17 protein-coding genes and 3 pseudogenes are annotated in these 12,312 nt (G+C 69.3%); 12 read left to right on the forward strand and 8 right to left on the reverse strand.

Going from position 1 to position 12,312, the window contains the following annotated elements:
• Positions 1-85: 85 nt before the first annotated feature.
• Positions 86-235: a hypothetical protein gene (locus tag SSOG_RS52500; protein ID WP_154685971.1), complete on the forward strand. Its 150-nt coding sequence runs from the start codon at positions 86-88 to the stop codon at positions 233-235.
• A 66-nt stretch (positions 236-301) separates the two neighbouring features.
• Here SSOG_RS52500 and SSOG_RS22980 read toward each other — a convergent pair whose 3' ends face one another.
• Positions 302-541: a DUF6411 family protein gene (locus tag SSOG_RS22980; RefSeq protein WP_009716636.1), complete on the reverse strand. Its 240-nt coding sequence runs from the start codon at positions 539-541 to the stop codon at positions 302-304.
• 163 nt (positions 542-704) lie between these two features.
• On the opposite strand from SSOG_RS22980, the gene SSOG_RS22985 reads away from it, so the two are divergent.
• Positions 705-1,655, forward strand: a complete 951-nt coding sequence (locus tag SSOG_RS22985) for an aminoglycoside phosphotransferase family protein (protein WP_009716637.1) — start codon at positions 705-707, stop codon at positions 1,653-1,655.
• Between the two features lie 33 nt (positions 1,656-1,688).
• Here the strand turns inward: SSOG_RS22985 and SSOG_RS22990 are convergent, their stop codons facing one another.
• Positions 1,689-2,270 (reverse strand): GNAT family N-acetyltransferase, encoded by a 582-nt coding sequence (locus SSOG_RS22990; protein WP_009716638.1) that lies wholly within the window; start codon positions 2,268-2,270, stop codon positions 1,689-1,691.
• 101 nt (positions 2,271-2,371) lie between these two features.
• On the opposite strand from SSOG_RS22990, the gene SSOG_RS22995 reads away from it, so the two are divergent.
• Complete coding sequence (locus SSOG_RS22995) at positions 2,372-2,917, forward strand: helix-turn-helix domain-containing protein (RefSeq protein ID WP_245606350.1); 546 nt, start codon at positions 2,372-2,374, stop codon at positions 2,915-2,917.
• On the opposite strand, the gene SSOG_RS47640 is transcribed toward SSOG_RS22995, so the two are convergent.
• The gene (locus SSOG_RS47640) at positions 2,859-3,035 is read right to left on the reverse strand and encodes an SRPBCC family protein (protein WP_009716640.1); all 177 of its coding nucleotides are present in this window, start codon (positions 3,033-3,035) and stop codon (positions 2,859-2,861) included. The genes SSOG_RS22995 and SSOG_RS47640 overlap by 59 nt on opposite strands.
• Positions 3,036-3,111: 76 nt before the next feature.
• Here SSOG_RS47640 and SSOG_RS23005 point away from each other — a divergent pair, with 76 nt between their 5' ends.
• The 4 genes and pseudogenes from SSOG_RS23005 to SSOG_RS58485 all read left to right on the forward strand — a co-directional run bounded on the left by SSOG_RS23005 (position 3,112) and on the right by SSOG_RS58485 (position 5,709).
• Entirely contained in the window at positions 3,112-3,585 is a 474-nt protein-coding gene (locus tag SSOG_RS23005; RefSeq protein ID WP_009716641.1) for a substrate-binding domain-containing protein, read from the forward strand.
• Positions 3,586-3,709: 124 nt separating this feature from the next.
• Positions 3,710-4,003 (forward strand): annotated as a pseudogene (locus SSOG_RS54890) (hypothetical protein); the annotation flags it as partial.
• A 106-nt stretch (positions 4,004-4,109) separates the two neighbouring features.
• Complete coding sequence (locus tag SSOG_RS56215) at positions 4,110-5,078, forward strand: YVTN family beta-propeller repeat protein (protein WP_050799931.1); 969 nt, start codon at positions 4,110-4,112, stop codon at positions 5,076-5,078.
• Positions 5,079-5,445: 367 nt separating this feature from the next.
• Positions 5,446-5,709, forward strand: a complete 264-nt coding sequence (locus SSOG_RS58485; protein ID WP_245606351.1) for a VOC family protein — start codon at positions 5,446-5,448, stop codon at positions 5,707-5,709.
• A 247-nt stretch (positions 5,710-5,956) separates the two neighbouring features.
• Here the strand turns inward: SSOG_RS58485 and SSOG_RS23020 are convergent.
• The 4 genes and pseudogenes from SSOG_RS23020 to SSOG_RS23035 all read right to left on the reverse strand — a co-directional run.
• A pseudogene (locus SSOG_RS23020) lies at positions 5,957-6,272 on the reverse strand (VOC family protein); the annotation flags it as partial.
• Between the two features lie 49 nt (positions 6,273-6,321).
• On the reverse strand, positions 6,322-6,543 hold the full coding sequence (locus tag SSOG_RS23025) for a helix-turn-helix domain-containing protein (protein ID WP_009716645.1): 222 nt from the start codon (positions 6,541-6,543) through the stop codon (positions 6,322-6,324).
• On the reverse strand, positions 6,543-7,034 hold the full coding sequence (locus SSOG_RS23030; RefSeq protein ID WP_009716646.1) for a DUF2975 domain-containing protein: 492 nt from the start codon (positions 7,032-7,034) through the stop codon (positions 6,543-6,545). The genes SSOG_RS23025 and SSOG_RS23030 overlap by 1 nt, the downstream gene beginning before the upstream one ends.
• 54 nt (positions 7,035-7,088) lie before the next feature.
• A complete protein-coding gene (locus tag SSOG_RS23035; RefSeq protein ID WP_050799932.1) occupies positions 7,089-7,841 on the reverse strand; it encodes an SDR family NAD(P)-dependent oxidoreductase in 753 nt (250 codons plus the stop codon).
• Positions 7,842-8,002: 161 nt separating this feature from the next.
• On the opposite strand from SSOG_RS23035, the gene SSOG_RS23040 reads away from it, so the two are divergent.
• The 3 genes from SSOG_RS23040 to SSOG_RS23050 all read left to right on the forward strand — a co-directional run bounded on the left by SSOG_RS23040 (position 8,003) and on the right by SSOG_RS23050 (position 10,817).
• Complete coding sequence (locus SSOG_RS23040) at positions 8,003-8,641, forward strand: TetR/AcrR family transcriptional regulator (protein WP_009716648.1); 639 nt, start codon at positions 8,003-8,005, stop codon at positions 8,639-8,641.
• 346 nt (positions 8,642-8,987) lie between these two features.
• Entirely contained in the window at positions 8,988-9,530 is a 543-nt protein-coding gene (locus SSOG_RS23045; RefSeq protein ID WP_245606352.1) for a PhzF family phenazine biosynthesis protein, read from the forward strand.
• A 342-nt stretch (positions 9,531-9,872) separates the two neighbouring features.
• Positions 9,873-10,817: a MerR family transcriptional regulator gene (locus SSOG_RS23050; RefSeq protein WP_009716650.1), complete on the forward strand. Its 945-nt coding sequence runs from the start codon at positions 9,873-9,875 to the stop codon at positions 10,815-10,817.
• Positions 10,818-11,074: 257 nt separating this feature from the next.
• Here the strand turns inward: SSOG_RS23050 and SSOG_RS23055 are convergent, their stop codons facing one another.
• Entirely contained in the window at positions 11,075-11,689 is a 615-nt protein-coding gene (locus SSOG_RS23055) for a TetR/AcrR family transcriptional regulator (protein WP_009716651.1), read from the reverse strand.
• Between the two features lie 110 nt (positions 11,690-11,799).
• Between SSOG_RS23055 and SSOG_RS23060 the strand changes: the two genes are divergently transcribed.
• Together SSOG_RS23060 and SSOG_RS51240 are read left to right on the forward strand one after the other, a co-directional pair.
• Positions 11,800-12,060, forward strand: coding sequence for a hypothetical protein (locus SSOG_RS23060; RefSeq protein WP_050799933.1), 261 nt, complete (start codon positions 11,800-11,802; stop codon positions 12,058-12,060).
• Between the two features lie 40 nt (positions 12,061-12,100).
• Positions 12,101-12,202 (forward strand): annotated as a pseudogene (locus SSOG_RS51240) (helix-turn-helix domain-containing protein); the annotation flags it as partial.
• Positions 12,203-12,312: the final 110 nt, after the last annotated feature.

Here is a 12,312-nt window from a genome sequence, read left to right on the forward strand (position 1 = left end):
TCCGGTTACTGCATGCTGTGCGCATGTCTTCAGAAGCCATAGCCGCCTTACGCGAGGTCCACGACCTGCTGACGACTTTCGACGCATGAATCGCCGGGGGATCTTCGTCGCCTGGGCGGGGCTGTGCCTGGCCGGTGTCGCCGCCACCGCCGCGCTCAACGCCGAGCCGTACACGGGCCGGCCGGAGTCCCCCGCCGGGAAGACCGTGGCCTGTGGGGAAAGTGAGGCGGGCTGAGCCACGCGCACACCATGGTGCGGCACCGACGGGGCGCCGCGGCGCGGCCGTCCGGACCAGAGCCGTCTAGAACGGCATGCGGCCCCGGGCGCGGCGGCCCGCGGAGCCACTGCGGCCAACTGCCTTGGAGCTGCTGCGGAACGGCTTGCTGAGGATCCGGCCCAGGAGGCCGGGGGCCTTGCTGCCCGCGCGTGTGCCGACGCCCAGGGTGCGCTGGGTGCCCCGTTCGGGGTGGCGGGACAGGCGCGGGACGAAGAAGGCCAGCACGGCCAGAACGACGCAGATGCCGACGATGGCGAAAATCATGGTGAAGCACTCCTCTGTGAGGCGTTGGTGCCGAGTACCCACCCCGCCCGACCGCATGCCGCCCGGGCCCCGCCCGCATCGCGCCCGTAATTCCGCCCGTATTCCGTTGCCCTGCGCGAGAATTGTCTTTCCGTGCCGCTCCGTGACATGGAACGATCGAACGATGACCGATTTCATGACATCAGCGCATATCGCCCGTCGCGCCTCCGCCGCAGTCGACGCCGCCGTCGGAGCGGGCCGGGATCTCGGGCTCACCGTGACCGATGCCGCGGTCCTCCACGACCTGTTCTCCGTCGTCGTCCACCTCGCGCCGTCCCCGGTGGTGGTCCGGGTCCCCACCGTCCTGCCGCACTCCGCGGACCTCGACTCCCAGGCGCGCCGCCAGCAGACGGAACTGGACGTCACACAGTGGCTCGCGGACCAGGGAACCCCCGTGATCCCGCCGAGCCCGCTCGTGCCGCGGGAGCCCGTTCGGCGCGACGGGTTCTCGATGACGTTCTGGCAGTTCGTCGAGGAGGACCGGGGCAAGGAGGCCGACTACGCGGCGAACTCCGAAAGCGTTGCCGACCTGCACGCCGCGATGCGCGCCTACCCGGGCCGGCTGTCGTTTCTGTCCGCGGCCGAACCGCAGTTCGTCGCGGAAAGCCTCGCTCTGCTCGAAAAGCACCCCGACCTGATCGGTCCGGCCGATCTGGACCGCGCACGCCGCGAGTGGCAGGTACTGGCACCCCTCACACGCTCCCGCGCGGCGTTCGGGGAGGCCTTCCCGGGGGTCGAACTCCAGCCCATCCACGGCGACTCGCCGCCCGCGAACATCTTCGCCGGGGTGCACGGGGACCTCTACGCCGACTTCGAGCTGGTCACGTCAGGCCCCGTCGAGTGGGACCTGGCCGCCCTCGGCCCCGACCTCGAAGCCGCCTACAACCGCGGCGCGCAGCGCAACGGGATGAGGACGCTGAACCAGGACGTCCTGGGCTTCGTGAACGCCGTGGGCATGCTGCGGGCCATCGCCTGCCTCGCGCTCACGCCGCAACTGCCCGCGCTGGTGGAGTACGTGACACCGGCCGTCGACCAGTGGCGGACGATGCCGTTCGCCGGGGGCCTGGCCGACTGATCCCGGCAGTGTGGACGGCGCCGACGGCACGGCTTATCCGGGCTCCCGCGCGGGCTCCTGTGCGGACAAGGGCCGCTGGAGGAGCGCCGTGTCGACCCAGCGGCCGTGCTTGTGGCCGACGGCGGTCAGCCGCCCGGCGTCGGTGAAGCCGAAGCGCCGGTGAAGCGCCGTCGAGGCGTCACTGCCGGTGCCGGCACTGCCCGTGCCGTCACTGCCGGTGTCGTCACCGCCGGTGTCCGCGATGACCGCGATCATCGTCCGCTTCCCGGCCCGTCCGGCCTCGGCGATCAGGCGGCCCAGCAGGGCGCTGCCCAGCCCCTGGCCGGTGGCGTCGGGGGCGAGGTAGATCGTGTCCTCCACCGTGTACCGGTAGGCGGGCTTGGGGCGCCACGGCGCGGCGTACGCGAACCCGACGACCTCGCCGGACAGTTCGGCGACCAGGAAGGGCAGGCCCCGGGCGGTGAGATCGCCGAGCAGCTGCTCCCAGTCGGCGGCGGAGCGGGGCGTCTCGTCGAAGGTGATCACGCTGTGGCGGACGTAGTGCGTGTAGATGTCGGCCACGGCTTTCAGGTCGGCGTGGCCCGCCGGTCGGATGGCCGTTCCGGGGAAGGACATACACGGGCTCATTTCACTATAGAAAAATTGATCGCTACCATAGTGTAATGGACCTCGTGGCAATGGGCAGGTGTATCCAGGGGCTTCGGTACGACCGGGGCTTGACCCTTCAGCAACTGGCCGACACGGCCGAGGTGAGCGTGAGCATGCTGTCCTCGGTCGAGCGCGGCCAGAAGGCGCCCACCGTCGTCGTCCTCGCCCGCATCGCGGACGGGCTCGGTGTCCCCCTCGCCGAACTGGTCACCCGGCCGGAGGACCAGCGGGTCATCGTGCGCCGGGCCGCCGACCAGGACGCCGTCGAAGAGCCCGGAGGGTGGCGGCGGACCATCCTCACCCCGGTGGTGCCCGGCGTGAACTTCGAATGGATCCGCACCACCCTGCCGCCCGGCTGCGACGCGGGCCAGTTCCCCGCGTACGCCCCCGGCTCCCATGAGTTCATCGCCGTGGAATCGGGAACCCTGCGGCTGACCGTGGCGGACGGGGCGGTGGACCTCGGAGCGGGAGACTCCGCGTACTTCGCCGCCGACGTCACCCACGCCTACGCCAACCCCTCGGACGCGCCGTGCACGTACCACGTCGCCGCGCTGATCATGCGTCCCAGGACGCGGCGCGGACCAGCCCGTCCAGCCACGCCTGGTGGCCGTTGAGCATCGGGTTCGGGGTCTGCCCGGCCAGCTCCGCGGCGGGCTGACCGATCTGCGTCTCCTGGGTCAGGACGCGCACCCGGCCGCCGGGAAGATCCTCCACCAGCCAGGCGTGCAGCACGTCGAGCCGCTCTTCGGGCTTCCCGTCCTGCCGCGCGGTCCACGACAGCCGCCCGGGACACCGTCACCGGGACCTGGTGATCACTACCAGGCGCCCGCGCGGCAAGGCGCTGGAGTCGGTGCCGCTCGCCGATGAGGAGTACCTGTTGGTGGCGAGCCCCGCATGGGCCGACCGTGTCGCCGAGCATCCGGCGAGCGGTGATCTGTGCGCCGTGCTGCGCGACGTCCCGATGGTGACGTACGCCGAGGACCTGCCGATCGTCCGCCGCTACTGGCGTACCGCCTTCGGCAAGCAGCTCACCGCCCGCGCCGCCGTCACCGTGCCGAACCTGTACGCGGTCCTGTCGGCGGTCAACGCGGGCGCCGGGTACAGCGTGCTGCCGCGCTCGCTGTGCCAGGAGCATCTGGACTCCGGCCGCCTCGCCCTGCTCCACGACCCGGAAGTGCCGCCGCTGAACACGCTCTTCCTCGTCCAGCGCCCCGGCGCCGAGACGAACCCGGACGTCCTCCGGGTCCGCGACCGCCTCCGGCAGGCGGCCCGCTCCTGGTAGTCGCCGCCGCGGACAGGGGCCTCCATTGCTCCGCTCGGGTGACGCGGCGGGATACGTCTTGTCACCCGTATGTACGCCATGCGTTACTGAGCGTGACGGAACGGGCGGTGTCGCGGTGGTGAGTATGGGGCAGGGGCGATGTAAGCGGTGGGTGGCGAGGGTGCTGGCGCCCCTGTTCCTGGCAGCGGTGACGGTGATCGCGGTGCCCTCGGCACCGGCGGCCGCGGTCCCCCCGGGCAGCTACGCCTTCGTCGTCAACCTCGGCGGCGACACCGTGTCGGTGATCAACACATCCACCGGCGCGGTGACCACCGTCCCCGTCGGCAGGAGCCCGGCCGGGGTGGCGGTGACCCCGGACGGCAGCCGCGCCTACGTCACCGTCAGGGGCAGCGACAGCGTGTCGGTGATCGACACCTCTGCCGACACGGTGACCGCCTCTGTCGACGTCGGCGACGAACCGTGGGGAGTGGCGGTGACTCCGGACGGCAGCCCGCGCCTATGTCACCAACAGGGACAGCGACACCGTGTCGGTGATCAGCACCTCCGCCAATACGGTGATCGCCACCATCGACGTCGGCGACTACCCGCAGGGGGTTGCGGTGGCCCCGGACGGCAGCCGCGTCTACGTCACCAACTCGGGCAACGGCGACGGTGTGTCGGTGATCGACACCGGCACCCATACGGTGACCGCCACCGTCGCCACCGGCAACCACCCGAACGCGGTGGCGGTCACCCCGGACGGCACCCGCGTCTACATCGCCGACGCCGGTGACGACAGCCTGTCGGTGATCAGCACCTCCACCAACACGGTGACCGCCACCATCAGCGTCGGCGACAACCCGGAGGGAATCGCGGTGGCCCCGGACGGCACCCGCGCCTACGTCACCCTGTACAACAGCGCCAGCGTGGCGGTGGTCGACATCTCCGCCAACACGGTGACGGACACCATCGGTGTCGGCACCCTCCCGTACGGGGTGGCGGTGACCGCGGACGGCACCCGCGCCTACGTCACCAACAGCGACGGCTACGCCAACACCGTGTCGGTGATCGACACCTCCGACAACACGGTGATCGACACCATCGACGTCGGCACCTTCCCGTACGGGGTGGCGACAGCGGTGGTGCGGGCGCCGAAGCCGACCTGCGCGAACGCCACGCCCACGATCACGGGAACGAACGGGAGCGACAACATCACCGGCACGCCGGGCAACGATGCGATCTTCGCTTCGGGCGGGAACGACGTGGTCGACGGCGCCGGCGGCAACGACCTGGTGTGCGGCGGCACGGGCCACGACGTACTACGGGGCGGCACAGGCGATGACCGTATCGAGGGCGGCGACGGGAACGACATCCTCCTGGGCGGCGACGGTGACGACGCCCTCTTCGGTGAGGCCGGGAACGATGTCCTCGTGGGCAACGCCGGGGACAACACCAACGACGGTGGCGCGGGAGCCAACATCTGCGCCAACCCCGCCACCGGCCCCGGTTGCTGACGTGCCCGCCCGCGACGATGGACGCCGCCACATCCGTCGCCGGAAGGAGGTTGGCGTGGTCGAGGCGGACCATGATCAGGTCGGCGGGGTCGAACGTCGGCAGGCCGGGGACGCGGTCCATGGGCCCGGCCGCGCCGGCGATGATCAGCTGCTGGTAGGCGAGGGCGGCCCGCATGACGCCGAACATGTCGCTGCTCACGATGGTCTCGGTGTCCACGCTCAGGCTCGGGCGCACACCCGCGGCGAGCAGACGGTTGGTCGCCGGCTGGCCGAGCCCTGGCATGAAGACCTCCAGGGCGCTGGCCACGGACGCGGTGGCCCCGTGCGCGGCGAGCATCCGCAGCTCTTCGTCCGTCGAGGTGCAGAGGTGGATGAACGTCATGTCCGAGGCCAGCAGCCCGACTCCGCGAGCTGGCGGACGGCCTGCTGCTTCGCCCCCGACTCGCCGAGCCCCACGTGCATGCTGCTCGGCGTCGCCCTGTGGTTCAAGACCGGCGACGCCCAGGCCCTCCATGACCGCCTCCAGGCCGCCGGGACCCCCATCGTCAAGGAACCGGAGGACGGCCCGTTCGGCAGGATGTTCACCTTCCTCGGCCCCGAGGGCTACGCCATCACCGCGCACGGGAACTGACCGTGCACGCCTTCACCATCACCCCGCAGGGGCCCTTCTCCCTCGCAGCCGGTCTCAGCTTCCTGAGGGGCTTCACCCCGCCGCGTATCACGACACCGCACAGGACACGCCGCGATGGCGCGCGCCTACGATCTGAGCGATCCGGACGCCTCCGACACGAACCGCCTGGCCGGCATCAGCAACCGCTGGGCGCCCTACCGCAGCTGGGCCGCCCTCCTGTTGCGCACGCACAGTGGGTCGTGATCGTCAGCTGCTCGGCGAGTCCGACGACGATGTTTTCGGGGCCGCGGACGTAGCAGAGCCGATAGATGTTCTCGTACTGCACGATCTCGCCGACGAGTTCCGCACCGTGGGCCCGCAGGCGGGCAACGACGTCCTCGATGTCGTCGACGGCAAACATGATGCGACGAAGGCCGAGCGTGTTCGCCGGCGTGTCTTTCGGCTCGGGGGTGATGGCCTTCGGCCTGTGGAACATGGCCAGCTCTACACGCCCGTGGCCGTCCGGGGACCCGCAGCATGGCGATGTCCTGCCGGACGTCATCGAGTCCGATGACACGCTCCGCCGTGTCGCGGGCCGGTGGTGCCAGGCGTTTTCACGCCCGCCGGGGGACGTCATTCGCCCGCGGCGTCCTCGGTCTCCCAGCGCAGCAGGTCGCCCGGCTGGCACTTGAGCACCTCGCAGAGCGCGGCGAGCGTCGCGAAACGCACTGCCTTGGCGCGGCCGTTCTTGAGTACCGCCAGGTTGGCGGGCGTGATCCCTACGCGGTCCGCGAGGTCGCCCACGGACATTTTCCGCCTGGCCAGCATCACGTCGATGTCGACGACGATCGGCATCAGATCACCTCGTCCAACTCGGCCTGCATCTGTGCCGCTTCGACGTCGCGCGCGACGGCCTGGGCGAGCAGCATCCGCAGCACGAGCACGATGAGCGCGACCCCCAGGATGGCCAGGCCAATCCCACCCATGATCACGGTGACGCCCGGGTCGGTCCGCTGGCCCGGCGCATTGAGGGCCGTGACCGCGAACCACAGGAGGGCAGCCGCCACGATCGCGCCGATCACGGCGTCCACGTACCGGAAGGCGGCGTGGGAGAACACGGTTCCGCGACGCACCATCGTCACCAGCCGCCATACGCTGACCAGGGCGACCTGGGCCGAGCCCATGCCCAGGACCGTGATCACGCGCAGCGCGGTCAGCGGGAGCGCCCCGTCCTCCGGATCGCTTCCGCTGACCAACACCCACACCATCAATGCCTGCACGGACACGGTGCCGGCGAGCACCACCACGAGCACGGCGCGAAGCGCCCGCACTGCCAGCTGTCCCATGGCCCATCCTTCCATCGAATTGCGATGGTAATCTATCGAATCTCGATAGATGAATCAAGGGCTGAGTTCTGACCGCTCTTCCGTGATGGCTACGGCCTTTGCCGGAGCAGCAGGTCCTGGAGGGACGGCCCTTGCCACGGAGGTGGCGAGCAGGGCGAAGGACGCCTTGGTGAGGGCGCGCAGTGGTTGGGGAAGGTGGTTGGGCATGCCGGTCGCTACGGGGCCGGGGTTGTAGCCGATGTAGCGGATCGGGGTGTTGGTGTGCACCGCGGCGAAGGCCACGCCGAGCAGGTCGTTGGCGCGGAAGGACTGAAGGGTGGCTTTGGTGCCGTTGTAGCGGCGTGTCAGCTGTAGGTCGTCCCAGTGGATCCGGCCCGGCGGGGTGCCGGGGGTGCCGACGTTCATGATGACTGGTCGTGGTGCGGACTCCAGTGTCTTGCGCAGTCCGTGGCTCAGGACGTATCGGCTCAGATAGGCGAGGGCGAAGCTGTGCTCGAATCCTTCGTGGGTGACGGTGCGGGCGCCGAAGAGCCGGTACCGCTGGGCGCACAGGATGAGCTTGTCCACGGAGGAGCGGGTGCCCTCAATCGTGGTGACGAGTTCCTGGGCCGCCGTAACCGATGTCAGGTCGGCCTGGAGGAATGTGGCGCGGTCACCGGCTGAGAGGGCTGTCGCCTCCGCCAGAAGGGCCTCGCCCTTGGCGGGCGTGCTGCCCACGGCGAGCACGCGCGCTCCTTGGTGCAGGTAGTGCAGTGCGAGCCCTTTGCCGAGCCCGTCGGTTCCTCCGGTGATGACCACGGTCTGCATCCCTGGCCCCCATCCCTTCCGAGCTGTGCGACTGGAGTCGCGGCCCGATGCCACGAAACCACTATGTGGATATCGCGTATCCGCTTATGCGGGGACCGTACCACGAAGCGGATATGCTGTATCCGGTTTGAGTACGGGCACGCCAGCGGAAGGAGTCGTTCATGGGTAGGCAGAGGGGAGGCGCGGAACCCGCTGCGGCAGGGGCACGTCCGCTGAGACGGGATGCCGAGCTAAATCGTCGGCGCATCCTCCAAGCCGGACGCGAGGTCTTCGCCGCGCGTGGCCTTCAGGCCACGCTCAACGATGTCGCGCACCATGCCGGCCTCGGAGTCGGCACCGTCTACCGGAAGTACCCCGACAAACAGGCGCTCGCGGAGGCCGTCTTCGGTGAGGAACTCGACGAGATCGCGGCGATGGCGCAGGAGGCCCGGGCCGAGGATGACGCATTCGCCGCGTTGGCCGGCTTCCTCGAGAGGGCCCTGGCGCGGGCCGCGCACAACCGCGGGCTGCGTGAGCTGATGCGGCACGGCATCATCGAGGGCGCCGGTCCTGCCCGGGCGCGGCAGGAGATCACGTTGCACTGCGAGCATCTCCTGGCACGGGCCCGTACGCAGGGCGCCCTGCGTGACGGAGTCACCGAGGCCGACATCGCACCGATCGCCGCGATGATCGACGCCGTCATGGCCCTGCCCGCCGAACACCCCTCCGAGTTGTGGCGACGCTATTTGGTGATCCTCCTCGACGGGCTGCGCGCCCATCCGCACCAGGCGCCGCTGCCCAGCCTTGGCGGCGCTGACTGACCTCGGCTTTCACCAGCCTGAGTGGAACATCGACACCCTTCACGCATCACCATGGCCGCGTCCTCGGTGCCACCTGGTCCGCGGGCCACTCCACTTCGGCAGAGCAGTCCAATTTCTCGTAATTGGACGTGTCCAGGTGTCGGCGGTGTCCGCTGGGATGGGCATGTTGCCGCTGACGCGTGTGCCTGGGCGGCTGTCGCTTCCGCCGCTGTTGAAAGGGCCCTGATGACCATGCCGCGCGCACGTCCTTTTGCGCAGGTCGACGTGTTCTCCTCGACTCCCTATCTCGGGAACCCGGTGGCCGTCGTGCTCGACGGAACTGAGCTGGACGACCAGGCGCCGCATCGTGCAACAGTGCGCGGCCGGACTGGTAGAGGTGCGCCGCAGCGAGGGCATCTTGTCCTTCGCGGCCCCGCCTACCCAACGCTCCGGTGACCTGGAGAAGGAGTACCTGGATCAGGTCGTAGCGGCGTTCGGTATCGGTCGTGACCAAGTCCTGGCCCACCAGTGGGTCGACAACGGTCCCGGCTGGGCGGTTGTACAGCTCGCCACGGCTGAGGAAGTGCTGAGCCTGGAACCCGACCTCTCGCGGATCCCCACAGCCATGGTGGGGGCCGTTGGCGCGTATCCGCCGGGCTCGGAGCACGCGTTCGAGCTGCGCACCTTCGCCCCCGGCGCCGGGGTGGCCGAAGATCCGGTCTGCGGCAGCATGAACGCTTCGGTCGGGCAGTGGCTGACCAGCTCGGGCGCGGCGCCCGCCCGCTACACGGTCTCCCAGGGCGCTCGGCTCGGCCGGGCCGGAGAGATCACCATCACCGCCGACCCCGACGGAACCGTCTGGGTCGGCGGCGCGACGACCACCTGTCTGCGTGGTACGGCCGCCTTGTGACAGCGCGCCCCGATCGGGCCGTGTTGGCCAGCAGCAGCGTCAGATCGGGGCCGGGCACGGCGATGACGACCAGGGACGCGGCGACGAAGCCGATCAGTTCTGACATGGGGTCCCTTCAGCGTGTGCTCGAACCCGGGTGACCGCTCAGAGGAAGCGACAACATGGCCATCTCAACTGACGCCCCGACGCCAGGGCAGAGCCAATCGCAACAATCTGGACTGCTCACGGAGGCTGCGTGAGCATCCTGGCCGCCGTCCCGGGCCATTGAACGCACCATGTACGCCACAAGCCCTTCGCGCAGCGGTTGAGTCTCCAGTGGGGGGAGACCTCAAGCTGAGGTGCATGGACAGCGACAGCCTCTATTCCATCGGAGAACTATCCCGCCGAACCGGTCTGACGGTGAAGACCATCCGGTTCTACTCCGACCAGGGCATCGTCCCGCCGACCGACCGGAGTCCGGCGGGCTACCGGCTCTACGGTCCCGACGCACTCGCACGCCTGGGCCTGGCCCGCACGCTGCGCGATCTCGGGCTCGGCCTGGCGACCGTGCGCAAGGTGCTGGATCGGGAGGCATCCATACCGGAAGTCGCGGAAGCACACGCCAACGCCCTGGATGTGCAGATCCGAACCCTCCGCCTGCGCCGGGCAGTGCTACGCGCAGTCGCCGGACGCGGCCCCACCCCCATGGAGATGGATCTCATGCACCGACTCGCCACGCTCTCCCAGACCGAACGACGCCGGCTGGTAGCCGACTTCATCGACGACACCTTCAGGGACCTCGATACCAACCCCGAGTTCGTGACCCTGATGCGATCCGCCATGCCCGAGTTCCCCGACGACCCAACCCCTGATCAGGTCGGGGCCTGGGTGGAACTCGCCGAACTCTGCCAGGACGCGGACTTCCGTGCGGTAGTGCGGCACATCGCCGAGGAGCAGGCGGAAGACCCTTCCCCACAGGGTGTCAGCAACCTGCACGATGGTCTCAACCAAGCGATGCGTGAACGAATGGACGAAGCCGTATCCGTCGGCCTCCTCCCGGCCTCCGTCAATACCGGACCTGACTCACTGGGCGGCCTCTACGGCCATGCATTCGAGCGTGCCGGCGACGGCGATCTGCGCCGCTGGCTCCTCGCCCGCCTTCAGATGACCGCCCACCCACGCGCCGCGCGCTACTGGCAGCTCCTGGCGACGATCAATGGGTGGCCCACATCCCCGACTCTCGCCCCTGTGTACACCTGGTTCACCACCGCCCTCCGCGGTGCTTCTGCCGTGGCGGCGACGTCGTGAGCACGGGAGGGCAGCTCGTCGGTCGACTGCTTGTGGCGGCAGAGCCCAGAGTGTGGAGTGCTCGGCGTCGGGAAAGCCGGACGGTGTGTATGCGAGGAGGGGAGCCAGGCGGGGAGGCCATTGCTGCTCCTTCCGCACGGACTGTCCCGTGTCGGCGGTTCGTGGAAGTCGGCCTTCGTCTCCCGTAACTGCTGATCTGCTCTGAGCGGGCTGCAAACCTGGGGCTGGCGAGATGCCGATGTCTTGGGCTGGAGGCGTCAGTCGCGGTCGGATGCCTCTTCCAGCAGGTGGTCGATGTGGCGTTGGAGGATGGCCAGCGCCGTGGCCGGGGCGTGGTGGCCTGCCAGGACGTGGGCCGTGAGGCCGTCGGCCAGGGCGAGGAGCGTGTGTGCTTCGCGATCGGGGTCGAGGTGCTGGGGAACTTCCCGGGTGTCCTGGCCGTAGCGGATGAGCCACGCGATGAGGCCGTGGAGCTTGGCATAGGTGTCGCGCAGGACGGCGGCCAGTTTCTCGCTGGCAGGGGCATGGGTGACGAAGGCCAGCCAGACCTGAGCCTGGGTCTTCGATTCCTCATCCAGCAGGGCGAGTTCGGCCAGGGTGTGGGACAGCAGGGTCGATGCGGCCTGGGGGGTGGAGGTGGCGGCGATGCGCTGTTCGGCGCGTTCGCTGACGTGTTGGGAGATGTGCTCCAGCGCGAAGAGCAGCATGTCCTGCTTGGTGCGGAAGCACCGCTGGACAGCGCCCATGGACACGCCGGCCTGGGCCGCGACGTCGCGGAGGCTGACGGCCTCCATGCCGGAGCGGGCGATCAGGGTGCAGACCGCCTCGGCGATCCGTCGGCGTCGGTCCTCGTAGTCGACCTGCCTGGGCACGGTTTGCTCCTCTCCACGTTCTGATGCACTTGCATCGTATCCGGATCAGCTGCACGATGTGATGCGATCGCATCGGAACGATGCGCGGATACCGGGAGGGAAAGCTCGTCATGGCGAAGCAGCTCAAGAGGACGGACAGCGGCTCGGGGCAGGGGCTGCTGTGGCTGTTCGGTGTCATCCTCGTCATCCAGGGCTTCGGCTCCGCCATCACGGAGGCCGGGTGGGATACGAGCTTTGGCGTCGCCGGCCTCCTGCGGGCAGCCCATATGCCTGAGTGGGTAACCCTGTTGGTCGGCTTCGTGGGTTTGGCCCTGCTGGGAATGGCGGCGCGCCGTCACTACGCGAGCAAGCGGGCGGACGGCCACCCGTGAGACGTCCGCAGGTCAAGCGGCGAGCTGGGATGCTCTGGGCCGGGGGCTGCTGGCGGCCGCGTACTGGTGCATGAACTTGACCCTGCGGCAGTTGGCGCCGCTGTCCGGTGTCTCGAAGTCCACCGCGGACCGAATCATCGACGGGCCGCGCCCGCATGAAGACCTGACCTGGAAGATCCTCCGCGACTGCCGAAACGGCTGACGCAGAACACCCCCCTGCCCTGCGTTTCCGCAGTTCAGGGGGGTGATTCG

The organism is Streptomyces himastatinicus ATCC 53653 (assembly GCF_000158915.1).
In the GTDB taxonomy this organism is placed as follows: domain Bacteria; phylum Actinomycetota; class Actinomycetes; order Streptomycetales; family Streptomycetaceae; genus Streptomyces; species Streptomyces himastatinicus.

Bases quoted from the DNA above. Each gene is read 5' to 3' on its own strand.
- SSOG_RS23030 (WP_009716646.1), bottom strand. From the start codon at position 7,034: ATGGGACAGCTGGCAGTGCGGGCGCTTCGCGCCGTGCTCGTGGTGGTG.
- SSOG_RS23050 (WP_009716650.1), top strand. From the start codon at position 9,873: ATGGACAGCGACAGCCTCTATTCCATCGGAGAACTATCCCGCCGAACC.
- SSOG_RS23040 (WP_009716648.1), top strand. From the start codon at position 8,003: ATGGGTAGGCAGAGGGGAGGCGCGGAACCCGCTGCGGCAGGGGCACGT.
- SSOG_RS23025 (WP_009716645.1), bottom strand. From the start codon at position 6,543: ATGCCGATCGTCGTCGACATCGACGTGATGCTGGCCAGGCGGAAAATG.
- SSOG_RS52500 (WP_154685971.1), top strand. From the start codon at position 86: ATGAATCGCCGGGGGATCTTCGTCGCCTGGGCGGGGCTGTGCCTGGCC.
- SSOG_RS22985 (WP_009716637.1), top strand. From the start codon at position 705: ATGACCGATTTCATGACATCAGCGCATATCGCCCGTCGCGCCTCCGCC.
- SSOG_RS22980 (WP_009716636.1), bottom strand. From the start codon at position 541: ATGATTTTCGCCATCGTCGGCATCTGCGTCGTTCTGGCCGTGCTGGCC.
- SSOG_RS22990 (WP_009716638.1), bottom strand. From the start codon at position 2,270: ATGTCCTTCCCCGGAACGGCCATCCGACCGGCGGGCCACGCCGACCTG.
- SSOG_RS23035 (WP_050799932.1), bottom strand. From the start codon at position 7,841: ATGCAGACCGTGGTCATCACCGGAGGAACCGACGGGCTCGGCAAAGGG.
- SSOG_RS23060 (WP_050799933.1), top strand. From the start codon at position 11,800: ATGGCGAAGCAGCTCAAGAGGACGGACAGCGGCTCGGGGCAGGGGCTG.